We start from the raw sequence: 25,083 nt of genomic DNA, 5'->3' as shown, positions 1-25,083 counted from the left end.
TGCGGATTGCTCCGGAACTACCGGGCACGAATCCTGGACCCGTTGGTAAGTCGCAGGACTTACTTGGCGAAGTCGCGCTTTTCCTTGATCTTCGCAGCCTTACCGCGCAGTGCGCGCATGTAGTAAAGCTTGGCGCGGCGGACGTCACCCTTGGTGACGACCTCGATCTTGTCGATGATCGGGGAGTGTACCGGGAAGGTACGCTCTACGCCGACACCGAAGGAAACCTTGCGCACGGTGAAGGTTTCGCGAACGCCGTCACCCTGGCGGCCCAGGACGAAGCCCTGGAATACCTGGACACGGGAGTTCTTGCCTTCGATGATGTTGACGTGAACCTTGAGGGTGTCACCCGCGCGGAACTCGGGAACATCGTTACGCAGCGAGGCTGCATCTACGCTATCGAGGATATGCATTAATCCACTCCTGGTGAACGCCACAGGTCATTCACTTTGGGTTACGGCGGACAAGCCCGGGGCACAAAAGGCAACCGGAAATCTCCGCCGAAGTTTCTTAGTGTCCGGCTCCGCCACTGATTGGCGCCGCCGGGTTGTCCGACTGTTGGCTGAACTCCCCCTGTGGCAGGTGTCAGCCCAGTAGACACAAGGGTTAATTCTGCCATATGCGCTGCCGTCGGGCCAACTGCCGGGACTGTTGAACGTTCGACGGCGGCAGCGGACCTCAGTTTGTGGCGTCGCCACCGGGCCGGGGACGCAGGCGGCCCTCGATGACGTCGTACCCAAGCTCAGCGAGGGCGTTGCGGTCAGCGCGGCTCAACGCACCGGCGTCGAACTCTTCCAAAAGGTCCGGGCGGCGCTCTGCGGTCCGCCGGAATTGCTCGTGGCGCCGCCACTGGGCGATCTTTCCGTGGTTGCCGCTGAGCAGGATGGCAGGGACGTCATGGTCACGCCACGCCGAAGGCTTGGTATAGACGGGGTACTCCAACAAGCCATCGGAATGGGACTCCTCAACCAGGGATTCCGGGTTGCCCACCACTCCGGGCAGGAGCCGGCCGATGGCCTCGACCATGGCCAGCACGGCCACTTCACCACCGTTGAGCACGTAGTCGCCCAGGCTGACCGGCCTGACAGTGAAGTGGTCCTGCGCCCAGTCGATGACCCGCTCGTCGATTCCTTCATAGCGCCCGCAGGCGAAGACGAGTTGCTCTTCCTCGGCCAGCTCATAAGCCAGCGCCTGGTTGAACCTCTCCCCCGCCGGCGAGGGAACAATCAAAACCGGCTTGGAGCCTTCACTGGCCCCTGCCACCGATTCAAGGGCCTGGGCCCACGGCTCAGGCTTCATCACCATTCCGGCTCCGCCGCCATAGGGCGTGTCATCCACAGTCCGATGCTTGTCGGTGGTGAAGGCGCGCAAATCATGGACGTTGAGCTCGAGCAGACCGTCCTGGCGGGCCTTCCCTATGAGGGAGAGCTCCAGCGGAGCGAGGTATTCCGGGAAGATGCTGACAACATCAATCCTCATTCAGGATTCATCCCCTGCGCCGTCCGCGGGCTCTCCGGCGTTGTCATCATTGACTTCAAAGAGCCCGTCAGGCGGAGTGATCAGGATGTAGCCGTCCTCAACGTTGACCTCCGGCACGATTTCCTCGACGAAGGGGACCAGTATTTCCTTGCCATCGTCCGTCTTGACCATCAACAGGTCCTGGACCGGCATGGTGTTCAGGGCGGCGACCTTGCCGACTACCTGTGAACCGACCCGTGCATCGAGGCCAACGAGTTCGTGCTCGTACCAGCCTTCGTCGTCGTCTTCATCCTCAAGTTCTTCGGTTTCGATGAAGAGCTTGGCACCACGGATGACTTCGGCCGCGTTGCGGTCCGCAATCTCATCGAAACCCAACAGCAGGATGTCCTTGTTCCACCGGGCACTGCGGATGGTCAAGGGGCCCGCCGAGGCAGGCTCCACGATGAACTCGGTTCCTGGTACGAAGCGCTCGGCCGGTGTGTCGGTAAGTACCTGTACGGTCACCTCGCCGCGGATACCGTGGGGTTTGCCGATCCGTGCCACCTGGAGCTGCATGGGTTCCTCTGAATTCTTGTTGTGCCCGCGCCGCCGGGCAGCCACGGTTGTGAAATGGTGGATAAAGCAATCCGGCCCCTCCACCATATTCGGTGAAGGGGCCGGACTTAAGACAAGCAGTGCTGAGCGCGTTACCGGCGACGGTCGGTGTCGACGACGTCGACCCTGACCTGCTCGCCACCAGCCAAGGCCGCAACCACAGTGCGCAATGCACGTGCGGTCCGTCCTTGGCGGCCGATCACCCGTCCGAGGTCCTCCTGGTGAACACGCACCTCAAGGGATTCCCCGCGGCGGTTGTTCTTGGCACTGACCTTGACATCCTCAGGGCTGTCAACGATCCCACGGACCAAGTGCTCGAGCGCTTCTGCCAGCAACTTACTCAGCCTCGGTGGTCTCTGCTTCAGCCTCGGCCGGAGCTTCCGCTTCGTCCTTCTTGGCCTTCTTGGTGATGGCTTCCGGAATGATGACGGAACCCTTCTCCGGTGCTACGAAGGCTTCCTTCGGAGCTTTGGTCTTCAGGGTGCCTTCCTGGCCCGGGAGGCCCTTGAACTTCTGCCAGTCACCGGTGATCTTGAGGATCGCGGCAACCTGCTCGGTCGGCTGGGCGCCAACGGAAAGCCAGTACTGGGCGCGCTCGGAAGCGACCTCGATGTACGACGGCTCTTCGGTGGGGTGGTACTTGCCGATTTCTTCAATGGCACGGCCATCGCGCTTGGCGCGGGCATCCATGACGACAATGCGGTAGTACGGTGCGCGCATCTTACCGAAGCGCTTAAGGCGAATCTTTACGGCCACTTTTGTGGTCACTCCTGTTTCTGAAACGAGGTGAACCCGACGTTCTGCACCCGTGGGGCGGGCCATACTGGACGGTTCGAAGGACAAGATACGAGCACGGAGAGAGGGGCCGCACCGATCGAGTACCTGTCTATTGTGCCAGATGCCCGGAGCAAATACGACTTACGCCCCGCGGGCCGGTGTGTTGTTGCCCACCTGCAGTGCAAGCAAGGGCACGCCCGGACCCGCGCCCGCGGCTATTCGGACCAGACGTAGAGCCCGGAACGCTCCACCTTTTCAACGTCGGTTGCCAAGGCAGCCAACTGCTGGACGTACTGGCGGGACTGGGCGGCGTCGAAAGGCATATCGTCCTGGGCGGCCCAGGCGGCAGCAACGTCGTCGAGGACGTTTGCGTCGCCTTCGCTCTCATAGGTGAGCAGTTCGGCCAGCGCCGTCACCATGGCCTCAGGAACGCCCAGGAGGGCATCGCTGGTGACGTCAACCAGCGCGAGTTCGTAGTCGGCACCGGCTGCGTGGACTGCCTGGCCGGCGAGGTCTCCCAACTGCTCCACTTCGAAGTCGGTAATGCCCTCGATCCTTACGGCAGGGCCGGTGACATCCGCGCCCTTGTCCAGGGCGGCTGCCCTCTTGAGTGCTTCATCGTGGGTGGCTACAAAGATTTCGGCAAAGCCCATGGAAAGTACTCTCATTCCTTCGTGCTGACGGGGCGGCGGCACGCAACCCGAACGGTTCCGCGCCATCACCGTCAAGCCTAGTGCAGCACGCGCGCCGCAGCTTAGCGGACCGCTACCCGCAGCTTGTTCCGCCAAGGATCTTCGAAGCGAAGCTCGGCGCCGGTGTGATGGTTCTGTACCCCGGCGGTTTTGAGTCGATCCGCAAGGGAAGCGATGTCGTCTGCGCCAGGAACCTCTATGAGTACTTCACCGAGGCCGAGCGTGTCCTTCCGGGGTCCGGCGCCACGGCTGTTCCAGACATTCATCGCCATGTGGTGGTGGTAGCCACCGGCGGAGACGAACAGCGCCTGCCCATGCCAACCTGCGGTCTGCTCAAACCCGAGGGTCTCCACGTAGAACTTCCGTGCAGTGCCGACGTCGCCCACCTGCAAGTGGACGTGTCCGATTCCCGCCGCCGCCTGGTGTTGGCCGGTGACTGCAGCTTCGTTGAGGTGCTGTTGCAGGAACCTCTGCGGCGGCAGGGCCACGTTGTCCATCACCACGTTCTTGCCATCCCACTGCCAGGATTCGCGGGGCTTGTCGTAGTAAAGCTCAATGCCGTTGCCCTCGGGATCGGTGAAGTAGAACGCTTCGCTGACCAAGTGGTCGGCGCTGCCGGCAAAGGCGCGGGGCTCATATTCGGCGGCGGTTGCAATCGTTGCCGCCAGGGACGGCTGGTCCTGGAACAGAATGGCCGTGTGGAAAAGACCGGCTTCCCCGCGGCCTGGAATCCGGAGGCCCGACGCCGGCGCAAGGTGCACCACAGGCTTTCCGACGCGCCCGAGGTAGAGCCCGCCGTCCTGCTCGGCCACGATTTCCAGGCCGAGGGCCCGCTGGTAGTAGTCACTCATGACCTTCATGTCACCTACCTTGAGCATCACGGTGCCCATGGTGAGTTCGGCCGGCAGAAGATCCTGGCTCAGTGGTGTGGTCAATGTAAAGCTCCCTGGTTCGCGGCGCCGCTCGTCGACACCTTACATAGACTAAATTACTTGAAGCTTCAATTTATTCCTAACGGACTACAGAACCGCGAAGGACGATGTGCGAGAGGTTGGCTACGGCCTGCAGGTCCTGCCTCGGATCCTCCGAACACAGCACGACGTCGGCACTGGCCCCTTCGCTGATACCGTCCTCTCCCAGCCACGCCCGGGCACGCCACGCTGCAGCGTCCAGCACCGCCTCCGGCGGCAGGCCGGCGTCGTGCAGCTCTTTCATCTCATCGGCGATCCTGCCGTGCTTGATCACGCTGCCGGCGTCTGTGCCCGCGTAAATTTCCACTCCGGACTCAAAGGCTTCAAGCACCCGCTCGCGCCGCCGCTCCCACAGACGGACCATGTGGTCTGCATAGTGGGGAAACTTCGGCGCAGCCTGTGCGGCGATGTCGGGAAACGTGGCGATGTTGACCAGGGTGGGAACGATCGGCACCGACTGCTCCACCAAACGGGGAAGGTGCCGCGGAAGCAGGCCCGTTGCGTGCTCGATGCAATCGATGTTGGCGTCCAACATGTCATCGATCGTGTCCTCGGCAAAGCAGTGGGCCGTCACCCTGGCACCCTCATCGTGGGCGGCGGAGATCGCATCCCTGACTACTCCGGCAGGGAATGAAGCAGCAAGATCTCCCACGCCGCGATCGATCCAGTCCCCTACCAGTTTCACCCAGCCATCGCCGTCGCGGGCTTCCTTCCGAACAGTCTCCACGAGGTCACCGGGATCAATTTCATGACCCAGGCCCCGGAGATAACGCCGGCTACGGGCAATGTGGCGGCCGGCCCGGATAAGGCGGGGCAAGTCCGCACGCTGCTGGACCCAGCGGGTGTCACTGGGTGATCCGGCGTCCCTGATCAGCAGCGTCCCGGCGTCGAGGTCAGCTTGGGCCTGGGCAAGAGTGGCCTGCTCGTCAACGGCGCCGCCCGCGCCCAAACCGATATGGCAGTGGGCGTCAACAAAGCCGGGCAGGACCCAGCCATCCAGGACGCGGTCCGGCGCCTTCGCAGGGCGCACAAAGGTCAAAGTGCCGTCCACGGACCACATTCCGTGGCGTTCCTCGCTGCTTGAGACGAGCACGGGTCCGGAAAATTCGATGGTGGCCATGGGAAAAGCCTAGTCCGCAGCAGCGCCTTCGGAGCTGGGATGCTCATGTGACTGCGGGCCCGTTGGGAGCTGTGGTAGCTTCGTCTACGACCACACGGGAGCCCTTGCAGGGGCTGAGATCGGACTGAGGCAGTCTGCGACCGTTGAACCTGTCCGGGTAATGCCGGCGAAGGAAGTGAGCAGTCCATTGAGCACCACCAGTACACAGCACAGCCCTGCCCAAAACCCGTCCAGCACGGACGATATTCCATCCAGCACCGGAGCAATCACGCCGGAATCCGTGACCCAATCATTGAAATCCCACTCCCTTGCCTACCGTGAGGACCCGGAGAATGGAATCCGGGTTCCCGTGACGGAAATCGCCCTGGAACCCTCTCCCAACGGCGATGCCAACGAGCCGTTCCAGGTGTACCGCACGGCGGGACCGGGCAGCGATCCGGTGATGGGGCTGGAACCATTCCGGGCAGCCTGGATCGAACGCCGAGGCGACACCGAGGCCTATCGCGGACGGCAACGCAACCTGCTCGACGACGGCAGGTCTGCGGTTCGTCGCGGGGAAGCAACAGCGGAATGGAAGGGTGCCAAACCCGAGCCGCGACGCGCCGTCGAGGGTAAAACCGTGACACAGATGCACTATGCCAGGCAGGGAATGGTGACGCCGGAGATGCAGTTCGTCGCGTTGCGGGAGAACTGCGACGTTGAGCTGGTCCGCAGCGAGGTCGCAGCGGGCCGGGCAATCATTCCCAGCAACATCAACCATCCCGAGTCCGAGCCGATGATCATCGGCAAAGCCTTCCTTGTGAAGATCAACGCCAACATCGGCAACTCTGCCGTGACAAGCTCCATTGCCGAGGAAGTGGACAAGCTGCAGTGGGCCACTCAATGGGGCGCCGATACCGTCATGGACCTCTCCACCGGCGATGACATCCACACCACCCGTGAATGGATCATCCGCAACTCCCCTGTTCCGATCGGAACCGTCCCTATTTACCAGGCACTGGAGAAGGTCAATGGCGAAGCCAACAAGCTGACGTGGGAGATCTTCCGTGACACCGTCATAGAACAATGCGAGCAGGGCGTGGACTACATGACCATCCACGCCGGGGTGCTGTTGCGCTACGTCCCGCTGACGGCCAACCGGGTTACGGGGATCGTCTCACGCGGCGGCTCCATCATGGCTGGCTGGTGCCTGGCGCACCATCAGGAAAACTTCCTCTACAGGCATTTTGACGAGCTCTGCGAAATCTTCGCCCGATACGACGTCGCCTTCTCCCTGGGCGACGGCCTGCGCCCGGGCGCAACCGCCGACGCCAACGACGCCGCCCAGTTTGCCGAGCTGGACACCCTGGCCGAACTCACGCAGCGCGCATGGGAGTTCGATGTCCAGGTCATGGTGGAAGGACCGGGACACGTGCCGTTCCACTTGGTCAGGGAGAACGTGGAACGGCAGCAGGAACTGTGCAAAGGTGCCCCGTTCTACACGCTGGGGCCCCTGGTCACCGATGTCGCTCCTGGCTATGACCACATCACCTCGGCCATCGGAGCCACCGAGATCGCCCGATACGGCACCGCCATGCTCTGCTACGTCACTCCCAAGGAACATTTGGGCCTTCCAAACAAGGACGATGTGAAAACGGGAGTCATCACCTACAAGATCGCAGCCCATGCCGCGGACCTCGCGAAGGGACACCCCGGCGCCCATGAGCGCGACGATGCCCTGTCAAAGGCACGGTTCGAGTTCCGTTGGCGCGACCAGTTCGCCCTTTCGCTGGACCCCGTAACGGCTGAAGCCTTCCACGACGAAACGCTGCCGGCAGAACCGGCCAAGACAGCCCATTTCTGCTCCATGTGCGGCCCCAAGTTCTGCTCCATGCGCATCAGCCAGGACATTCGCGACGAATACGGATCGGCCAAGGCCCAGGAAGCGATCGCCGAAATGTACAGCGGGATGCGCGGCAAGAGCGAGGAATTCCTGGCCTCGGGCGGAAAGGTCTATTTGCCGGAACCTCAGGTGCCGGGAAGCAAGGCCACCGTCAAGGCCGGCTCAGGAAGCCTGGATTGACAGGGCTCGTCCGACGTCGGCAACAAAGGAACGGATGATGTGATCTCCGTCCACTGAGTCCTGGGGCCGGTGTCCTCCCGCTGCGACGCGGCGGAGGGCGCCGGTTTCCTGGAGATAACCGGCAATTTCCTCATAAAGAGGCTCCCATCCACCCGTGAGAACCAGGGTGGGAACACCGGGCACAATGTGCAGTGGCGCATCCCACGGCGGAGCCTGGAGCCTGAGCCTGCGGGCCGAACGCCGTGCTTCGGGAGAATCCAATCCCCCGGTTTCGGCAGAGAACGCCCGGCGGTAATACTCACGCTGGTAATCGGCGTCGTTGAGCTGGTCCCGCACATCGAACAGCGGTTCCATGAGGGCACGGTGGGAAGCTGTGGCTGGAAGCTCGGCCGTCAGGGAAAGGCAAGCAGGCTCCACCAAGGCCAGCGAATGCACCAGGTCCGGACGTTCGATCGCAGCCAACATGGCAGAGATGGCACCTTGCTCGTGCGCCACCACATGGCCGCCCCTCGAATCCGCAAGGGCGTTGATGACAATGGCCACGTCCGCGGCAACGCTCGATTCCACGGGCTCGGCTACGGCGTCAAAGCCGTGCCGGCGCAGGAAAAGCGCGTCATAAGCCAGGGCCATGCCGTGCTGTTTCGGCCATGCAGCAGCACCGAAGCTGCCCAGGCCGTGAACGAAGACTACGCGCTGCTTATGCATTGGTTCAGCCTATTCCACGGCCCTGACATCCCAACTGCGGACGCGGTTGGGATGCCGGCCACGGCCTATTTGCCGAGGAACTTCTCGAAGCCCTTGGGGAGGTTGAGCGATGAGGGGTCGAAGTCGGCCGCACCCTGGCCAAAAGCTGCACCGGAGGGTGCCGCCGAGGCTGCGTTGGCGCGCTTGGCTTCGGCATCACGCAATTCCTGGGCAGCCTTGGCCGGGTTGCCGGAGCGGGCCTTCTTCTTGGGCGCGTTCTTGCCTCCCTTGCGGCCTCCGCCCGGACCTCCAAGGCCAGGCATCCCGGGCATACCAGGCATGCCGCCACCTTGGGCCAGCTTCTTCATCATCTTCTGGGCCTGGGCAAAGCGCTCCAGCAAGCCGTTGACCTCGGAGACATGGACGCCTGAACCCTTGGCAATACGGGCACGGCGTGAGCCGTTGATGATCTTGGGAGCAACACGCTCGTGCGGCGTCATGGACCGGACGATCGCCTCGACGCGGTCGATTTCCTTCTCATCGAAGTTCTCCAGCTGCTGGCGGATGTTCTGCGCACCCGGCATCATCATGAGCATCTTCTTCATGGAGCCCATGTTGCGGATCTGCTGCATCTGGGCGAGGAAGTCATCCAGGGTGAAGTCTTCCTGGTCGGCGAACTTCTTCGCCATCCGTGCGGCTTCATCCTTGTCCCAGGCCTTCTCGGCCTGTTCGATCAAGGTCAGAACGTCACCCATGTCCAGGATGCGCGAAGCCATCCGGTCGGGGTGGAAGAGCTCAAAGTCGTCCAGGCCTTCGCCGGTGGAGGCGAACATGACGGGCTTACCGGTGACGGACGCAACGGACAGCGCGGCGCCACCGCGGGCGTCGCCGTCGAGCTTGGAAAGCACAATGCCAGTGAAGTTGACGCCTTCATCGAACGCCATCGCCGTGTTGACAGCGTCCTGGCCGATCATGGAGTCGATCACGAAGAGAACTTCGTTGGGGATGATCGCCTGACGGATGCGGCGGGCCTGGTCCATCATTTCGGCATCGACGCCAAGGCGGCCGGCGGTGTCAACGATCACGACGTCGTGCAGCTTCTGGCGCGCTTCCTCAACACCGGCCTTCGCGACGGCGACGGGGTCACCGGCAGGGTGCTCCAGCTCGGAGGTGGCACCGGGATGGGGAGCGAACACGGGGACGCCCGCGCGCTGGCCAACCACTTGGAGCTGCGTGACGGCGTTGGGACGCTGGAGGTCGCAAGCGACCAGCATGGGGCTGTGGCCCTGCGCCTTGAGCCATTTGGACAGCTTGCCGGCGAGGGTGGTCTTGCCTGCACCCTGCAGGCCGGCAAGCATGATGATGGTGGGTCCGGTCTTGGCCAGGCGGATGCGGCGGGTCTCACCACCGAGGATCTCCACGAGTTCCTCGTTGACGATCTTGACGATCTGCTGGCTCGGGTTCAGGGCACCCGAAACTTCGGCGCCCAGGGCACGATCGCGAACGCGGCCGGTGAACTCACGGACCACGGACACTGCAACGTCCGCGTCCAGCAGGGCGCGGCGGATCTCCCGGACTGTGGCATCAACATCAGCCTCGGTGAGGCGCCCCTTGCCACGAAGGTTCTTGAAGGTTGCTGTCAACCGGTCAGAGAGTGAATTGAACACGCGCCGTGCACTTCTTTCGATGGTCTTCTAATGGCGGCCAATGCGGCACGCCAGAGTCTTGACGATTGCCCCCAGCAAACATGTCTCAACCCAACAAATCTGAATCGACTAGGGGACTCGACTATCTAGGGTACCAAGTCGGACCTGCAAGATGGCATGCTGGCACAGTGACCAGTAAAACAACTGTAAAAACGTTGCTCATCCTCGGTGCGTCCGGGGACCTCACAGGCAGGCTTTTGCTGCCCGGCCTGGCCGGCCTGCTGGCCTCCGGCAGGGCCCCGGGATTGCGCCTGGTGGGCGCGGGCTCGGATCCGTGGACTCCTGAACAGTGGCGGGAGCGGGTCAGCGGGGCCTTCGCAGCAGCCGCGGGCACGGCAAACGACGCCGGCCGCGCGGCACTGGAAACCGTGGCCGGCGCCACGGAGTACCACCAGCTTGATGTCACGGCGGACGGGCCCCTGGCGGAGCTCCTGGCGACCCTGGAGGGTCCCATCGCCATCTACTTCGCCCTGCCTCCGCACATCAGCCAGAAAGCGTGCGAGGTACTCCGCCGGGAACAAATCCCCGCCGGTACGCGCCTGGTGATGGAAAAGCCGTTTGGTTCGGGTACCGAATCCGCGCACGAGTTGAACAAGACGCTGGCGGCCCTGGTCCCCGAGGACCACATCCACAGGGTTGACCACTTCCTGGGCAAAGCCACGGTGCTGAACATCCTGGGCCTTCGATTCGCCAACCGGTTCCTGGAGCCGGTGTGGAACCGCGAACACATCGAGAAAGTGGAGATCGTCTTCGACGAGGACCTGGCCCTGGAAGGACGTGCGCGCTACTACGACACCGCCGGCGCGCTCCGGGACATGATCCAGAGCCATCTCCTGCACATCATGGCCTTCCTGGCCATTGACGCACCCGCAACCATTGAGGAGCGGGACCTGCGCGACGCCGTGGCAACGGTCCTGCGGGCCAGCAGCATCAAGGCACCCTTCGCGGACACCACGCGGCGGGCGCGGTACACGGCTGGAACCCTTGGGGAACGAAGCGTGCCGGACTACGCTGCCGAAGACGGCGTGGATCCTTCCCGCAACACTGAAACCCTGGCTGAAGTCCGGGTGGAAATAGACAATTGGCGCTGGCAAGGGGTCCCTTTCATTCTCCGCTCCGGCAAGGCAATGGGACGCCGGCGCAAGGAGGCCGTCATCACCTTCCGCCCGGTGCCCCACCTGCCCCGTGGATTCTCCGGAGTGGACTCCCCCAACCAGCTGCGGATTGGATTCGGTCCCGACGTGCTCCAGCTGGACGTGGACGTCAACGGTCCCGGCGACATCTTCACACTGGACCGCGCCAGCCTTGTGACAGAACTCAATGCAGCCGGAATGCTGCCGTACGGCGAAGTGCTGGAAGGCATTCTCAACGGCGATCCCCTCCTGTCGGTCCGCGGGGATACGGCAGAGGACTGCTGGCGGATCATCGAGCCGGTTCTTCGCGCCTGGGAGGCCGGTGACGTCCCGTTGGAAGAGTACGACGCCGGCGGCGCGGGTCCGGCGGCCTGGCCCACCGCCGTCGTGGAGTAAAGCCGGGACAAAGAGAACAAAACAGCGGGCCGGGTACCTTGACTGGTACCCGGCCCGCTGTGTTCGGCTCAGGATCTTGTTCGCGAGGGACTTAGATTGCGGCCGCGCCGCGCTCCCCGGTCCTGACCCGGACTGCTTCGTAGACATCCACGGTCCAGACCTTGCCGTCACCGGCACGTCCGGTGTTCGAGCTGGCGATCAGGACATCGAGGATGTCATCTGCTTGCTCGTCCGTGGCGAGGACTTCAATGCGGATTTTGGGCAGCAGGTCCACGTTGTATTCGGCTCCGCGATACACCTCGGTGTATCCCCGCTGGCGGCCATAGCCGCTGGCCGCGCTGACCGTCAGGCCCTGGACCCCGTATGATTCGAGGCCTTCCCGGACTGCTTCAAGCTTTTCGGGACGGACGATCGCTGTAATGAGCTTCATGCCTGGACACTCTCCTTGCCTTCTGCGGGGGTCTTGGCCGCAGCGGTCTCCGATTTTCCGATAACTGCGTTGTGCAGCGGCTGGAAGCTGCCGCCGTGGCCGTTGACTCCGAATTCGTAGGCCGTCTCTGCGTGGAGGCTGAGGTCTACGCCAACGTTCTCCTGTTCCGTTGAGACCCGGAAGCCCATGGTCTTGTGGATGGCAAAGGCGATGATGGCCGTCATGATGGCCGAGTAGGCAATGGCGATGCCGGCTGCTGCGAGCTGCGCCCACATCTGGGTCCAGCCGCCGCCGTAGAAGAGGCCGCCGCCGACTCCATCAGTGGACTTGGCGATGAAGCCCAGTGCCACGGTGCCGATGATGCCGGAGACGAGGTGGACGCCCACAACATCCAAGGAGTCATCGAAGCCCCAACGGAACTTCAGGCCAACTGCCAGGGCTGAGGCAACGCCGGCGACAACACCGAGGCCGAGGGCGCCGATGGGGTCAACGTTGGCGCAGGCCGGGGTGATGGCTACCAGGCCGGCTACTACACCCGATGCTGCGCCAAGGGAGGTCGGGTGGCCGTCACGGATGCGTTCGGTGATGAGCCAGCCGATCATGGCTGCTGCAGGGGCTGCCAGGGTGTTGATCCAGATAAGGCCTGCCTGTTCGGCGGTGGTTGCTGCACCGCCGTTGAATCCGAACCAGCCGAACCAGAGGACTGCAGCGCCGAGCATCACGAACGGGATGTTGTGCGGGCGGTGGTTCGGGTCCTTGCCGAAGCCGCGGCGGTTGCCGATGATGAGGACCAGGACCAGTGCGGCTACACCTGCGTTGATGTGCACAACGGTGCCGCCGGCGAAGTCAATGGCCGGGCCGAGTGCCTTGCCGATCGCGCCTTCCGGGCCGAAGAGCCCACCGCCCCAGACCATGTAGGCCAGCGGGCAGTAAACCAGGGTGACCCAGACCGGAACGAAGATGCTCCAGGCACCGAACTTGGCCCGGTCAGCGATCGCGCCGCTGATGAGGGCAACGGTGATGATGGCGAAGGTGGCTGCGTAGCCGATCTTGATCATGGCGTCCGGAGTGGTTTCAACTCCCATGAGGCCGAAGGAAGCGAACGGGTTGCCCACGATTTCCAGGAAGCCTTCACCGGAGCTCATCGAGGCGCCCCACAGCACCCAGACAACCCCGACGATGCCGATGGAGATGAAGCTCATCATCATCATGTTCAAGGCTGCTTTGGCGCGTGTCATGCCGCCGTAGAAAAATGCCAGACCAGGTGTCATGAACAGCACAAGCGCCGCCGCCACCATGACCCATACGTGACCTGCGGTAAGTTCCATGGTGCACGTTCCTCTCTTGCTAGATCTGCGGTTCAACCGCTGTCCTGACGCCGTTTGCGTCCTGCTTAAGAGTTTTGTGCCGCCGTGTTTCACCTGCGCAGGTTTTATATTGCGCGCCGGTTACAACAACCTCCCCAACGTAAATGGTGCATATCTCCGGTGTTACGGATATGTTTCAGGCGTCGGACTTCTCAGGAAAATACCCGTTCTTGACCCTCCGTCCCTCCATTGACCTTCACTACCCGCAAGGACCCACCCCGTATGACCGAGTCGCCCAGATCCGTCAAAGCTCCAAGGATCCGGCAGGAGAAAGAACCCTTGCCCCGCGATATCAAGGTGATGTTGGCCGCAGCCTTCCTGATCGCCCTCGGCTTTGGACTGGTGGCGCCGGTACTGCCGCAATTTGCCACCACCTTCGACGTCGGCGCTACCGCAGCCGCTGTGATCGTGAGCATTTTCGCGTTCATGCGCCTGGTCTTCGCTCCGGCGGGCGGCGCCCTGATCGGACGTTTCGGGGAACGTAATGTCTACGTGTCCGGGTTGCTGATCGTGGCGGTGTCCACGGCGGCGTGCGCGTTTGCCCAGGATTACTGGCAACTGTTGGTCTTCAGGGGCCTCGGCGGGGCCGGGTCGGTCATGTTCACTGTCGCGGCCATGGGCCTGCTCATCCGCCTAGCACCCCCCGAAAGGCGGGGGCGGGTCTCCGGCGCGTACGCCTCGGCGTTTCTGATCGGCAGCGTGCTGGGACCGGTCGTGGGCGGACTTCTGGCAGGCTTCGGGCTCCGTGTCCCTTTCCTGGCCTACGCAGGGGCCCTCCTCGTGGCCGCTTTGGTGGTCCGGACAATGCTCAGCGGCGAAGGGAACGCCGCGGAAGATACACAACCGGCGCCGGCCATGACCCTTAAGGAAGCCCTCTCCGACTCCGCTTACCGTGCGGCAGTGTTCTCGAGTTTCAGCAACGGCTGGGTGACGTTCGGCGTCCGCATGGCCACCATTCCGCTTTTCGCGGTTGCTGTCCTGCAGTCCAAACCCGAAACGGCAGCGTGGGCACTGGCCATCTTTGCCGTCGGCAACGCCCTGGCGCTGACCTTCTCCGGGCGTTTGGCCGACGCCTGGGGGCGCAAGCCATTGCTGATCCCGGGTCTGGTCATCACCGGCGTGGCCACCGGTGTCATCGGGCTCACCACTGACCTGACCGGATTCCTCGTTGCCTCGGCGGTGGCGGGGTTCGGGTCCGGACTCCTGGGCCCGGCCCAGCAGGCCGCCGTCGCCGACGTTATTGGCCGGGGGCGCTCGGGCGGCAAGGTACTGGCAGTCTTTCAGATGGCGGCGGACACCGGGGCCATTATCGGGCCGGTCGCAGCCGGCTTGCTCGCCGACCGACTGGGTTATGGCTGGGCATTTGGCATCACAGGTGGCGTCCTCCTGCTCGCCTCTGCGGCGTGGTTGCCGGCACGGGAGCCCCTTAAAGCAAAAAACTGACCGGCAGCAACGGCCCTCCCGGGTTGTCGGGGAGAACCACTGCTGCCGGCCAGCGCACTGCGCAGGACTGGGGTGTGCTAGTTGAGCAGTGCGTCCACGAAGCTTTCGGCGTCAAACGGCGCCAGGTCATCCGGCCCTTCACCCAGGCCGATGAGTTTGACGGGCACGCCCAGGGATTTCTGGATGGCCACTACGATGCCGCCCTTGGCGGTTCCGTCGAGCTTGGTCAGCACGATGCCGGTGATGTTCACTACTTCGGCAAAGACACGGGCCTGGTTGAGACCGTTCTGCCCGGTGGTGGCGTCCAGGACCAGCAGGACTTCATCAACCTCGGCCAGCTTCTCAATAACCCGTTTGACCTTGCCGAGCTCATCCATCAGGCCGGTCTTGTTCTGCAAGCGTCCGGCGGTATCGACCATCACGACGTCGACTTCCTGATCGATGCCGGCCTTCACCGCTTCGTAGGCGACGGAGGCGGGGTCGGCGCCGTCGATGTCGGACTTCACCGTGGGCACGCCAACGCGCTGGCCCCAGGTTGCCAACTGCTCGGCCGCTGCTGCCCTGAACGTATCAGCGGCACCCAGCAGGACATCCTTGTCTTCGGCCACCAACACCCGTGCCAGCTTGCCCACCGTGGTGGTCTTGCCCACGCCGTTGACACCAACAACCAGAACGACGGCGGGGCGGTCGCCCTTGCGCTGGACGTTCAGGGAACGATCCATGGAAGGATCCACCAGCTTGATGAGCTCCTCGCGGAGCATCGCCTTGACGTCTTCGGGGCTGCGGGTACCGAGGACCTTGACGCGCTCACGCAAGGCGTCCACCAGTTGCAGGGTGGGTTCGGTGCCGAGGTCGGCCAGCAGGAGGGTCTCTTCGACCTCGTCCCACACGTTTTCATCAATCTTGTCGCCCGAGAGCAGCGCAAGGAGGCCCTTGCCCAGGATGCTGTTGGACTTGACCAGGCGGGCACGCAGGCGGGTCAGGCGGCCCTCCACCGGCGCGGGCGTATCAATGGCGATGGTTTCGAGCCCGGCGGCGTCGTCCGGGACATCGGCCCCCTCAACGGTTCCGTCAAAGGTTGGAGCCGGGGCCTTAACCGCGTCCGGGCGGTCCTCCACCAGGGTTCCGCCGCCTGCTGCCGAGGACTGCGGGGGGTCGTTGGCATCTCGGGTGCCGGGGTACTTCGCCCCCGACTTCCGGGCCTTCAGGAGAACCGGTACGAGTCCGCCGACCACCACAAGGGCAGCGAGAATGGACAGAATTATGGGTAGGAAATCGTTCACACCCCTACCTTCTCATAAAGCTAAGCCCCGGCACCGAGCCTTTGGCTGATGACAGTGGAGACACCGTCGCCACGCATTGTCACACCGTATAGGGCGTCAGCTACTTCCATGGTTCGCTTCTGGTGGGTGATCACGATCAGTTGGCTGGACTCCCGCAATTCTTCGAAGATGGTGATGAGCCGGCCCAGGTTTGTGTCGTCCAGCGCAGCTTCGACCTCGTCCATCACATAGAACGGCGAAGGACGGGCTTTGAAAATCGCCACCAGCAGCGCCACGGCCGTCAGGGACCGTTCACCACCGGAGAGCAAGGAGAGCCTCTTGATCTTCTTGCCGGCGGGCCTGGCCTCCACCTCGATTCCCGTCGTCAGCATGTCATCCGGGTCCGTGAGCACCAGCTTGCCCTCGCCACCGGGGAAGAGCCGGGCAAAGACGTGGTCGAACTGGGCCGAAGTGTCGGCAAAAGCCTCGGTGAAGACCTGCTGCACACGCGCGTCCACCTCTTTGATGATGTCCAGCAGGTCCTTGCGGCTGGACTTGAGGTCCTCGAGCTGGGAGCTGAGGAACTGGTGCCGTTCCTCCAGCGCGGCGAACTCCTCCAGCGCCAGTGGGTTTACTTTGCCCAGTGCGGCCAGGTCGCGTTCCGCTTTCTTGAGCCTTTTTTCCTGCTCGGCCCGGACAAAGGGAATGCCTTCAACAATGGCCTCGCCGTGCTCGTCCACCGGTGCCCTGAGTTCGGCCCACTTGTCCGTGACTGCTCCGGCGGGCACAGGAACAGGGAGCCCGGGGCCATAGTCGGCAACGAGTTGCTCCGCGGATAACCCAAGTTCCTCGATGGAACGCGTCTCCAGCGCCTCAATACGAAGACGCTGCTGTGTTCGCGCCATCTCGTCCCTGTGCACCGAGTCCGTCAGTTCAGCCAGCTCCCGGGCGAGGGCTTCATTGCTGGTCCGGACCTGGGTCAGTTCCGCCTCCAGCCGCTCCCGGGTCTGCTCTGCCAGATCGCGATCCCAACCTGCAACGTCCACGGAGACATCGATGAACCGCAGTGCCTGTTCCACCGCTGAGGCCACAGCCGCTGCACGTTGTGCCTGGGCACGCCGCCGCTGCGCACGGCGGGCAGCCTCTTCGCGGGCACGCCTTTCCGTTGCCGCTGCCCGTTCAAGCGATGCTGCCCGGTTGCTGATGGCGCCCAGTTGCTCTTCTGCGGTCCTCAGAGCCAGCCGGGCTTCTGTTTCGACTGAGCGGGCAACCCTGGCCTGGGCGGCGAGTTCGTCGCGTTGGTCCGTCGATGGCTCTTCGTCGGGAGCTTCCTGGGCGGCGGCGAGCCGCTCCGCGGCGACCTCAAGGTCAAGCTGCGCCTCGGCGATGTTTGCCTCGGCCCTTGCCATCGAAGCGGCGAGCCTGTCACTTTCGCCCACGGCGCTGCGGAGGACGGAATTGAGGTGCCCAAGGCGCTCAGCTACCGCAGCCAGACGGGCGTCGGACTCGTGCAAGCGCTCCAAGGCAGCGTCGGCCCGGTCCTGGGCTTCGGCCCGGCGGGACTGGGCATTGGCCAGTACAAACCGGCCACGCTCCAGGCGGGCAGTGACCTCATGAAGGCGGGCAACGGCGTCGTCCACTGCAGCCTGGACTTCAAGGAGGGACGGTGCTGTGGCCGAGCCGCCGGTGACGGTCAAGGCGGTGACCATGTCGCCCTCACGCGTGACGGCGTTAAGGTCATGGTGTTCCTTGACCAGTTGGGCGGCTGACCGAAGATCATCGACGACGGCGGTCCCCACCAGCAAGGACAACGCGCCTTGCGCTGCGGGATCGGAAATCTTCACGACGTCGGCTGCCCAGCGGCCGCCGGGCGGAAGCGCCACCTCAGCACCGGCTTCAGTACCCCCGGCGGTTCCGTCGGCCAGTAGCAGTGCCGCACGGCCGGCGTCGCCCTCTTTCAACGAGGCGATGGCTGCCAGCGCGTCGCCGGTGTTTGCCGCCACCAGGGCGTCCGAGGCACTGCCCAGTGCAGCAGCGATGGCAGCCTCGAACCCGGGCTCGATAGCCACCAACTCAGCCAAAGGCCCCAGAATCCCTTCCGCTGAGAGGAGGCTGGCCGAACCGTCCTTGCGGTTGAGCCCAAGCTGGAGGGCGTCGCGGCGTGCCGTCAAGGCATCGCGCTCCCTCACGGCCTCCCGTTCCGCGGTCTTCAGTTCCTCGATTTCGGCCAGGACGGCGTCCAGGGCGTCGTTGGCATTTTCGTAGTCGGCGTCAAGGCTTTCTTCGCCGTCCTCAACCCCTGCCACCTGGGATTCAAGGGCAGCGAACTCGCTTTGGGCCTTCCGGCGCCGTTCGTCACCGGAAGCCAGGGATTCCCTGAGCCGGCCCCGTTCGGCTTCGGCGGCCTCGGCCCTGGACCGGGCAGCAGCTACCTGGCCTGCAAGCCTGGCCAACCCTTCCCGTCGATCGGCAGCGGCCCGCAACATGGCGGTCAGTCTCTTGTCCTCCGCCGCGGCCACGGCCTCGGCGGCGTCCTTTGCCACGGTGGCTTCAAGAAGCGCCGCTTGCTTGGCAAGGATGTCGTGCTGAAGCGCAGACTCCTCTTCGCGGACCCGGGCAGCTTGGCGTTCCAATTGTTCGGGGTCCCGGCCGGTGTCCGGCGGAGCCTCGGAGGAGCCCAGAAGCCGGCGGCGTTCAGAAGCCAGCGAGCCCAGGGAACGCAGGCGCTCCCGGCCGGCGGAGAGCTGGTACCAATGATCACGCGCGGCGTTAAGCTTCGGGGTGGCTTCTGCAGCCTGCTGCTCCAAGGCAGCCTGTCGCCTGCGTCCGGTTCCCAGCTCCGCCTCCACCACCTGGCGCCGCTCCTTCAACGCGGCCTCGTCGGCAACATCCTGTTCAAGACTCGTAGTGAGCTGCACCAGGTCATCGGCCAGGAGGCGTGCCTTGGCGTCCCTGACATCGAACTGGACCGTCTGTGCCCGCCGGGCGATTTCGGCCTGTTTGCCCAACGGTGTCAGTTGCCGGCGGATTTCCGCAGTGAGGTCACCGAGCCGTGCAAGGTTTGCCTGCATGGCTTCAAGTTTCCGAACAGTTTTTTCCTTGCGGCGGCGGTGCTTGAGGATACCCGCAGCTTCCTCAATGAAGCCCCGACGGTCCTCCGGCGTGGCATGGAGGACCCGGTCCAGTTGCCCCTGTCCCACAATGACGTGCATCTCCCGGCCCAGGCCGGAATCGGACAACAGTTCCTGGATATCAAGCAGGCGGCAGGGCGCGCCATTGATGGCATACTCTGAGCCGCCGGTCCGGAACAGCGTCCGGGAGATGGTGACTTCGCTGTATTCGATGGGCAAGGCGTTGTCGGCGTTATCAATGGTCAATGACACATGGGCGCGGCCCAGGGGCGGGCGGCCGGATGTTCCGGCGAAGATGACATCTTCCATCTTGCCGCCACGCAGCGTCTTGGCACCCTGCTCGCCCATCACCCAGGCCAGGGCATCAACCACGTTGGATTTGCCTGATCCGTTGGGACCGACAACAGCAGTGACGCCGGGCTCAAAGTCGAACGTCGTTGCCGACGCGAAGGACTTGAATCCTCGGACAGTCAAACTTTTCAAGTGCAAGGCGCTTCGGTTCTCCTGGGTGTCCCGGGCGGATGTATCCCCTAAATCTACTGCCGTTTGGGCGAAATTCATGGATCCATTGCCGGAACTCCTTGTGGACGGCCAGCCACACCCCTACACTCCTGCCAAGGGCTACTTGGCCTGTTCGTTCCGGTGATCCGGCTGCAAGGTGGGCAGAAGTTCACTTACAGCTGGATCCGGTCCCGATCTTCGGAACTTCGAGCCAAGGATAAATACCCGTGTTTCATAACTGAAGATCTTGGTTTGACCCTGGCTGGGGAGCGGCAAGCAGGGACCGTGCGTGAAAAACGCGGACCCATGTACGCATTTTCGGCGCGCCACCTCCAGGAGTTCTGATGCCCGGTACTTCAGCCAACCGACCCCAGCAAGTCCTCAAGGGCTTCTTAGTGCCCTTGATCCTGGCGATGGTCGCTTCACTCCTGCCCCTCGCGGTGCCAGCCGCCGTCGCAGCGGGACCCTGCGACCCCGTGGTCAATCCAGTGGTCTGTGAGAACTCCAAACCCGGAAGTCCGCCCTCGGAGTGGGACATCAACGGTGCCGGAGATGACAGCATCCAGGGATTCTCCACCGATATCAGCGTCAACGTCGGCCAACCCATCCGTTTCAAGGTGGACACCAACGCATCCAACTACACCATCGCGATTTACCGGACAGGGTGGTACGGAGGCAACGGTGCCCGCAAGATTGCCGATGTCACGCCGTCGGTCCTGCGGCAAAACCAGCCCGCGTGCCGGACCGATGTCGCCACCGGAATCTATGACTGCGGCACGTGGGCGGTATCGGCAACGTGGCAGGTACCCACCACGGCCGTGTCCGGTGTCTACATTGCCGTCCTTCGGCGCCCCGATACCGGCGGCATGAGCCACATCACGTTCATTGTCCGCAACGACGGCAACCGTTCTGCCGTCATCTTCCAAACCGCTGACCAGACGTGGCAGGCCTACAACTCCTATGGCGGCGCCGACTTCTACCAAGGAGTCAACGGCCGCGCCTACAAGGTCAGCTACAACCGTCCCGTGGCAACGCGGGGTGGACCCGATGGCCGGGACTTCTATTTCGCCAATGAATACCCCATGGTGCGCTTCCTGGAACAGAACGGCTACGACGTCAGCTACATCAGCGGCCTCGATGCTGACCGCAGCGGCGGCGAACTGCTGAACCACAAGGTGTTCCTCTCTGTCGGCCACGATGAGTATTGGTCCGGGCCGCAACGGGCAAACGTCACGGCCGCGCGGGATGCGGGGGTCAATCTCCAATTCCTTTCGGGCAATGAAATGTACTGGCGGACACGGTTTGAGCCTTCGTCAGTGGATGGTGCAGCCAACCGCACCCTGACCTGTTACAAGGAAACCTGGGCCAACGAAAAGATTGATCCCACAGCCCAGTGGACAGGCACCTGGCGTGATCCCCGCTTCGCGGCCCAGGCAAATGGAGGCGGCCTGCCCGAGAATGGCCTGACAGGCACGCAATACATGTCCAATTTCTCGGACCTGCCGGTCACAGTGAAAGCAGACGAGGGCAAGACCAGGCTTTGGCGGAACACAACCCTGGCATCGATGGCTGCCGGTTCCTCCGCAGCGCTGGCCCCCCACACTGTCGGATACGAATCAGACGAAGACCTGGACAACGGATTCCGGCCGGCGGGCCTCATCCGGTTGTCCACCACGGTAGGCAGCGTTCCGCAATATCTCCAGGACTTCGGGAACACGGTGGCTGCAGGAACCACCACGCATAACCTCACCCTCTACCGCGCGGGCAGCGGCGCCCTGGTCTTCTCCGCAGGCACCGTCCAGTGGACCTGGGGCCTTGACCAGGAGCACGACGGTAATGGTGCACCAGCTGATTCCCGCATGAGGCAGGCCCAGGTCAACATCCTCGCCGACATGGGCGCCCAGCCCGCCACCCGTGCTGCCGGGCTGGTGGCTGCAGCAGCCAGCACCGACACCACCAAGCCCACCGCCGCCATCTCCACGCCGGCCAATGCCGCCACCGTGGCACAAGGCAGCAGCGTCACCGTCACCGGAACGGCCGCCGACGTAGGCGGCGTTGTGGCCGGAGTCGAAGTTTCCACAGACGGCGGAACCACGTGGCACCCCGCCACGGGCAAGCAAAGCTGGAGCTACACCTACATACAAAAGGGTTTCTCAACAGCCACCATCCAGGCACGGGCCATCGACGACAGCGCCAACATCGGTGCCGCTGTCACCAGGAACCTGACCCTCAGTGGTCCCTACAGCGTTTTTGGCCAAACGGTTCCTGTGGTCAAAGACTCCGGTGACGGTGGAGCCTATGAAATGGGCCTGCGGTTCACCCCGTCAATAGACGGCTTCATCACAGGCGTCCGCTTTTACAAGAGCACCGCCAACACAGGCACGCACACCGGATCATTGTGGAGTGCAACCGGCGAGCGCCTGGCCACGGCCACGTTCACCAATGAAACTGCATCCGGCTGGCAGACTGCTTTGTTCAGCCAAGCAGTGCCTGTAGCAGCGGGACAGAAATATACCGCCTCCTATTGGGCTCCCAACGGGCACTATGCCACCAAGGACTACCAATGGGCGAGCTTCGGTTCCACGGACGCGCCTTTGAAGGTTGCTGGTGGTTTCGGAGCTGAACCTGCAGGGGTTTACAGCACCTCTCCAGGGTTCCCCACCACCAGCTTCAACGGTGGCAACTACTTCGCGGACGCGCTCTTCAGCACGGTAGACAGCTCCCCCATGACCGTCTCGGGCCAAACGCCCATTCCGTCGTCGTCGAGCGTGTCCGTGAACACCAAGGTAAGCGCTGTGTTTTCCAAGCCGGTCACTACGGCCAGCGTCCAGTTGGCGCTGCAGTCGTCCTCGGGTCCTGTTGCAGGAACGACGGCGTATGACGCCGCGACGCGGCGGGCCACCTTCACGCCGTCGAGCGCCTTGGCATTCAGCACCCAATATACGGCGACGTTGTCCGGAACCGATTCGATCGGTGGCGGCGTCACGGCAGGCGGAACGTGGTCCTTCACCACTGCTGCCACGCTGCCGGTTCCGGGCGCTTGTCCGTGCAGCCTCTTCGATGACTCGGTCACTCCGGGGATTGCCGAACTGCGTGAAGGCGTGCCCTTGACCCTCGGGGTTAGATTCTCCAGTGTTTCCGCTGGTGAAGTCCTCGGTATCCGCTTCTACAAGGCCGCCGGGAACACAGGCACCCACAATGGCGCCCTGTACACCGCTGCGGGCCAGCAATTGGCGACAGTGGCGTTCACCAATGAAAGTGCGTCCGGATGGCAGACAGCGATGTTCAGCCAACCGGTCCCGATGGCAGCCAACACGGAATACATCGTTTCCTACAAGTCGCTGACCGGTACCTACTCGGCCACAGCCAACGGCTTTGGGTCAGGGATGAGTGTTGGACCGTTGCGGGCAGCATCTGATGCAGGTGCCTACACCTACAGCGGTGACTTCGCCGCTTCACGATCGACCGCCAGCTACCTGGTGGACGTGGTGGTGACCGTGCCGAATCCTGCATTCACAGTCGGCTCACACTCGCCGCTGCCGAACGCTTCGAGTGTTCCCCTGAACACCGCCGTGAGCGCTGTGCTGTCCGAGGCCGCAGTGGCGTCCAGCGTAGGGTTGGCGCTGAAAGCGAGCGGCGGGACCTCCGTAGCGGGCACGACTGCCTACGACTCCGCCACCCGCAAAGTCACCTTCACTCCTACTGCTCCACTGGCCGCAGGTACCACCTACACGGCGACAGTGACGGCAACCTCGGTCTCAGGTCAACCCATGTCCGCCGGCGGAACCTGGACGTTCGCAACGGTTCCCGCGCCGCGCACACCGGGTGCTTGTCCGTGCACGCTGTACCAGGACACTGTGACACCCACCACCCCTGATGCGAATGACGGAGTTGCGTTGTCCCTCGGTGTGCGGTTCGCCAGCGATACTGCCGGGCAGATCACCGGGGTGCGCTTCTATAAAGCGGCCGGCAACACAGGCACCCACACGGGATCGCTCTATACGGCTGCGGGACAACTCCTGGCCACCGCTACCTTCACCAACGAATCAAGTACCGGGTGGCAGACTGTCACTTTCAGCCAACCGGTCAGCATCGAAGCCGACACCGAGTACGTGGCTGCATATAAGGCTCCCACGGGCAAGTACTCATACACTGCCGGCGGATTTGGTGCCGGATTGACCAGCGGACCGTTGCGCACCGCCGATGACTCGGGAGCCTTCAGCTACACCACTGATTTCCCGGCATCATCATCGACCTCCAGTTACCTGGTGGATGTGGTGTTCGCTACAGCTGTGCAGCCGCTGACAGTCACCGAACAGGTACCCGCCCCTGGCGCCACCGGCATCCCAACGGACGTCAAGCCCTCCATCACCTTCTCGGCCGCCATCAACCCGGGAGCGACTTTCACCCTGACAGCCAACGGCAACCCCGTGGCGGGGTCAGCTGCCCTTTCCGCCGACAACCGGACCATCACGTTCACCCCCACTGCGGCGCTGCCGAACAGCACAGTGGTTACGGCCAACGTGGGCAACGTCGTCTCCCAGCAGGGGCAAACCTTCCCGGCCGGCAACTGGCAATTTACGACGGCGGCTCCCACCGTCCAGCTGTCAACGATCTTTGGCTCGCTGACACCGCAAACAGTGACCGCGAGCGACTTCATGCCGGTGGAACTTGGCACTGCGTTCAGTGTTTCGCAGGCAGGGAATGTGACGGGGATTCGTTTCTACAAGGGGGCCGGCAACACCGGAACCCACGTAGGTTCGCTGTGGAACTCGGCCGGTACGCGCCTGGCGCAGGTGACCTTCACCAATGAAACAGCTACTGGCTGGCAGACCGCTACACTGGCTGCCCCGGTGGCGTTGGTGACAGGCCAAACCTACGTGGTGTCCTACCGGGCACCCAATGGCCGCTACTCCTATACCTCTGCCTTCTTCAACCAGACCTACACAAGCGGGGTGTTCACAGCCAGTGGCCCGAACAACGGGCGGTACCGGTATGGATCCGGGGGTGTGATGCCTGCCAACTCCTGGAACGCCACCAACTACTTTGTTGATGTGGTGTATTCCACCACTGCACCGGCACAGCAGACCGCGGCCCCGTCCCCCACCGCTACTCCTACTCCTACGCCAACGGCGACGGCCACGCCAACTGCTTCACCGAGTCCCTCACCCAGCCCGAGTCCTACGCAGTCAGGCGGACTCCTCTGCGGCTTGTTGGGTACCTGCTGAGTCAGCCGGCGCACCACAGGCGCCTCTCTACAGCGGGTACCACTACAGCGGCGCACTACAGCCACCCTCTCTCAGCGGCGCACCACGACGGGACGAAGCCGGGCGGC

18 protein-coding genes and 1 riboswitch are annotated in these 25,083 nt (G+C 63.4%); of the genes, 4 read left to right on the top strand and 14 right to left on the bottom strand.

All coding sequences use genetic code 11. From position 1 onward, the window contains the following. Positions 1 to 59: 59 nt before the first annotated feature. From rplS to AC6JA3_RS08960, 8 genes are all read right to left on the bottom strand, one after another. A complete protein-coding gene (rplS, locus tag AC6JA3_RS08995) occupies positions 60 to 413 on the bottom strand; it encodes a 50S ribosomal protein L19 (protein WP_014922079.1) in 354 nt (117 codons plus the stop codon). 265 nt (positions 414 to 678) lie between these two features. Beyond that, positions 679 to 1,479 (bottom strand): tRNA (guanosine(37)-N1)-methyltransferase TrmD, encoded by an 801-nt coding sequence (gene trmD, locus AC6JA3_RS08990; RefSeq protein ID WP_026540265.1) that lies wholly within the window; start codon positions 1,477 to 1,479, stop codon positions 679 to 681. Then, complete coding sequence (rimM, locus tag AC6JA3_RS08985; RefSeq protein ID WP_026540264.1) at positions 1,480 to 2,034, bottom strand: ribosome maturation factor RimM; 555 nt, start codon at positions 2,032 to 2,034, stop codon at positions 1,480 to 1,482. Positions 2,035 to 2,165: 131 nt separating this feature from the next. After that, positions 2,166 to 2,408 (bottom strand): RNA-binding protein, encoded by a 243-nt coding sequence (locus AC6JA3_RS08980; RefSeq protein ID WP_011775119.1) that lies wholly within the window; start codon positions 2,406 to 2,408, stop codon positions 2,166 to 2,168. A 1-nt stretch (position 2,409) separates the two neighbouring features. Further along, complete coding sequence (gene rpsP, locus AC6JA3_RS08975; protein ID WP_017199647.1) at positions 2,410 to 2,829, bottom strand: 30S ribosomal protein S16; 420 nt, start codon at positions 2,827 to 2,829, stop codon at positions 2,410 to 2,412. 236 nt (positions 2,830 to 3,065) lie between these two features. Further along, positions 3,066 to 3,503: a hypothetical protein gene (locus AC6JA3_RS08970; protein ID WP_026540263.1), complete on the bottom strand. Its 438-nt coding sequence runs from the start codon at positions 3,501 to 3,503 to the stop codon at positions 3,066 to 3,068. Between the two features lie 101 nt (positions 3,504 to 3,604). Continuing rightward, entirely contained in the window at positions 3,605 to 4,432 is an 828-nt protein-coding gene (locus tag AC6JA3_RS08965) for a VOC family protein (RefSeq protein WP_347783654.1), read from the bottom strand. 121 nt (positions 4,433 to 4,553) lie between these two features. Continuing rightward, complete coding sequence (locus AC6JA3_RS08960) at positions 4,554 to 5,633, bottom strand: amidohydrolase family protein (RefSeq protein ID WP_347783261.1); 1,080 nt, start codon at positions 5,631 to 5,633, stop codon at positions 4,554 to 4,556. A gap of 84 nt (positions 5,634 to 5,717) precedes the next feature. Further along, positions 5,718 to 5,825, top strand: a riboswitch (TPP riboswitch). On the opposite strand from AC6JA3_RS08960, the gene thiC reads away from it, so the two are divergent. After that, on the top strand, positions 5,821 to 7,695 hold the full coding sequence (thiC, locus tag AC6JA3_RS08955; protein WP_347783653.1) for a phosphomethylpyrimidine synthase ThiC: 1,875 nt from the start codon (positions 5,821 to 5,823) through the stop codon (positions 7,693 to 7,695). Its footprint overlaps the riboswitch before it by 5 nt. On the opposite strand, the gene AC6JA3_RS08950 is transcribed toward thiC, so the two are convergent. Both AC6JA3_RS08950 and ffh read right to left on the bottom strand, forming a co-directional pair. Beyond that, complete coding sequence (locus AC6JA3_RS08950) at positions 7,678 to 8,400, bottom strand: alpha/beta fold hydrolase (RefSeq protein WP_026546039.1); 723 nt, start codon at positions 8,398 to 8,400, stop codon at positions 7,678 to 7,680. The two genes, thiC and AC6JA3_RS08950, sit on opposite strands and share 18 nt — an antisense overlap. A 65-nt stretch (positions 8,401 to 8,465) precedes the next feature. Then, positions 8,466 to 10,046, bottom strand: coding sequence for a signal recognition particle protein (gene ffh, locus AC6JA3_RS08945; RefSeq protein ID WP_347783260.1), 1,581 nt, complete (start codon positions 10,044 to 10,046; stop codon positions 8,466 to 8,468). A gap of 167 nt (positions 10,047 to 10,213) precedes the next feature. On the opposite strand from ffh, the gene AC6JA3_RS08940 reads away from it, so the two are divergent. After that, positions 10,214 to 11,614 carry a glucose-6-phosphate dehydrogenase gene (locus AC6JA3_RS08940; RefSeq protein ID WP_347783259.1) on the top strand — a complete coding sequence of 467 codons (1,401 nt, stop codon included), beginning with the start codon at positions 10,214 to 10,216 and terminating at the stop codon, positions 11,612 to 11,614. A 91-nt stretch (positions 11,615 to 11,705) separates the two neighbouring features. Here AC6JA3_RS08940 and AC6JA3_RS08935 read toward each other — a convergent pair whose 3' ends face one another. After that, the gene (locus AC6JA3_RS08935) at positions 11,706 to 12,044 is read right to left on the bottom strand and encodes a P-II family nitrogen regulator (RefSeq protein ID WP_011775128.1); all 339 of its coding nucleotides are present in this window, start codon (positions 12,042 to 12,044) and stop codon (positions 11,706 to 11,708) included. After that, positions 12,041 to 13,372 (bottom strand): ammonium transporter, encoded by a 1,332-nt coding sequence (locus AC6JA3_RS08930; RefSeq protein ID WP_026540256.1) that lies wholly within the window; start codon positions 13,370 to 13,372, stop codon positions 12,041 to 12,043. The genes AC6JA3_RS08935 and AC6JA3_RS08930 overlap by 4 nt, the downstream gene beginning before the upstream one ends. 261 nt (positions 13,373 to 13,633) lie before the next feature. Here AC6JA3_RS08930 and AC6JA3_RS08925 point away from each other — a divergent pair, with 261 nt between their 5' ends. Continuing rightward, entirely contained in the window at positions 13,634 to 14,854 is a 1,221-nt protein-coding gene (locus AC6JA3_RS08925; RefSeq protein ID WP_347783258.1) for an MFS transporter, read from the top strand. A gap of 77 nt (positions 14,855 to 14,931) precedes the next feature. On the opposite strand, the gene ftsY is transcribed toward AC6JA3_RS08925, so the two are convergent. Then, positions 14,932 to 16,137 (bottom strand): signal recognition particle-docking protein FtsY, encoded by a 1,206-nt coding sequence (ftsY, locus tag AC6JA3_RS08920; RefSeq protein ID WP_026540254.1) that lies wholly within the window; start codon positions 16,135 to 16,137, stop codon positions 14,932 to 14,934. A gap of 20 nt (positions 16,138 to 16,157) precedes the next feature. Then, positions 16,158 to 19,736, bottom strand: coding sequence for a chromosome segregation protein SMC (smc, locus tag AC6JA3_RS08915; RefSeq protein ID WP_347783652.1), 3,579 nt, complete (start codon positions 19,734 to 19,736; stop codon positions 16,158 to 16,160). Between the two features lie 356 nt (positions 19,737 to 20,092). Between smc and AC6JA3_RS08910 the strand changes: the two genes are divergently transcribed. Further along, entirely contained in the window at positions 20,093 to 24,976 is a 4,884-nt protein-coding gene (locus tag AC6JA3_RS08910; protein WP_347783257.1) for a DUF4082 domain-containing protein, read from the top strand. The last annotated feature ends 107 nt before the right edge of the window (positions 24,977 to 25,083 follow it).

Source organism: Arthrobacter sp. TmtSoilC79 (assembly GCF_059739405.1).
This window is presented reverse-complemented; position numbering and strand designations above follow the sequence as displayed.

What these genes read in the sequence shown, in the direction of transcription:
- rplS (WP_014922079.1), bottom strand. Translation starts at nt 413, where the DNA reads ATGCATATCCTCGATAGCGTAGATGCAGCCTCGCTGCGTAACGATGTT.
- trmD (WP_026540265.1), bottom strand. Translation starts at nt 1,479, where the DNA reads ATGAGGATTGATGTTGTCAGCATCTTCCCGGAATACCTCGCTCCGCTG.
- rimM (WP_026540264.1), bottom strand. Translation starts at nt 2,034, where the DNA reads ATGCAGCTCCAGGTGGCACGGATCGGCAAACCCCACGGTATCCGCGGC.
- AC6JA3_RS08970 (WP_026540263.1), bottom strand. Translation starts at nt 3,503, where the DNA reads ATGGGCTTTGCCGAAATCTTTGTAGCCACCCACGATGAAGCACTCAAG.
- AC6JA3_RS08965 (WP_347783654.1), bottom strand. Translation starts at nt 4,432, where the DNA reads ATGGGCACCGTGATGCTCAAGGTAGGTGACATGAAGGTCATGAGTGAC.
- AC6JA3_RS08960 (WP_347783261.1), bottom strand. Translation starts at nt 5,633, where the DNA reads ATGGCCACCATCGAATTTTCCGGACCCGTGCTCGTCTCAAGCAGCGAG.
- AC6JA3_RS08950 (WP_026546039.1), bottom strand. Translation starts at nt 8,400, where the DNA reads ATGCATAAGCAGCGCGTAGTCTTCGTTCACGGCCTGGGCAGCTTCGGT.
- AC6JA3_RS08935 (WP_011775128.1), bottom strand. Translation starts at nt 12,044, where the DNA reads ATGAAGCTCATTACAGCGATCGTCCGTCCCGAAAAGCTTGAAGCAGTC.
- AC6JA3_RS08930 (WP_026540256.1), bottom strand. Translation starts at nt 13,372, where the DNA reads ATGGAACTTACCGCAGGTCACGTATGGGTCATGGTGGCGGCGGCGCTT.
- AC6JA3_RS08925 (WP_347783258.1), top strand. Translation starts at nt 13,634, where the DNA reads ATGACCGAGTCGCCCAGATCCGTCAAAGCTCCAAGGATCCGGCAGGAG.
- AC6JA3_RS08910 (WP_347783257.1), top strand. Translation starts at nt 20,093, where the DNA reads ATGCCCGGTACTTCAGCCAACCGACCCCAGCAAGTCCTCAAGGGCTTC.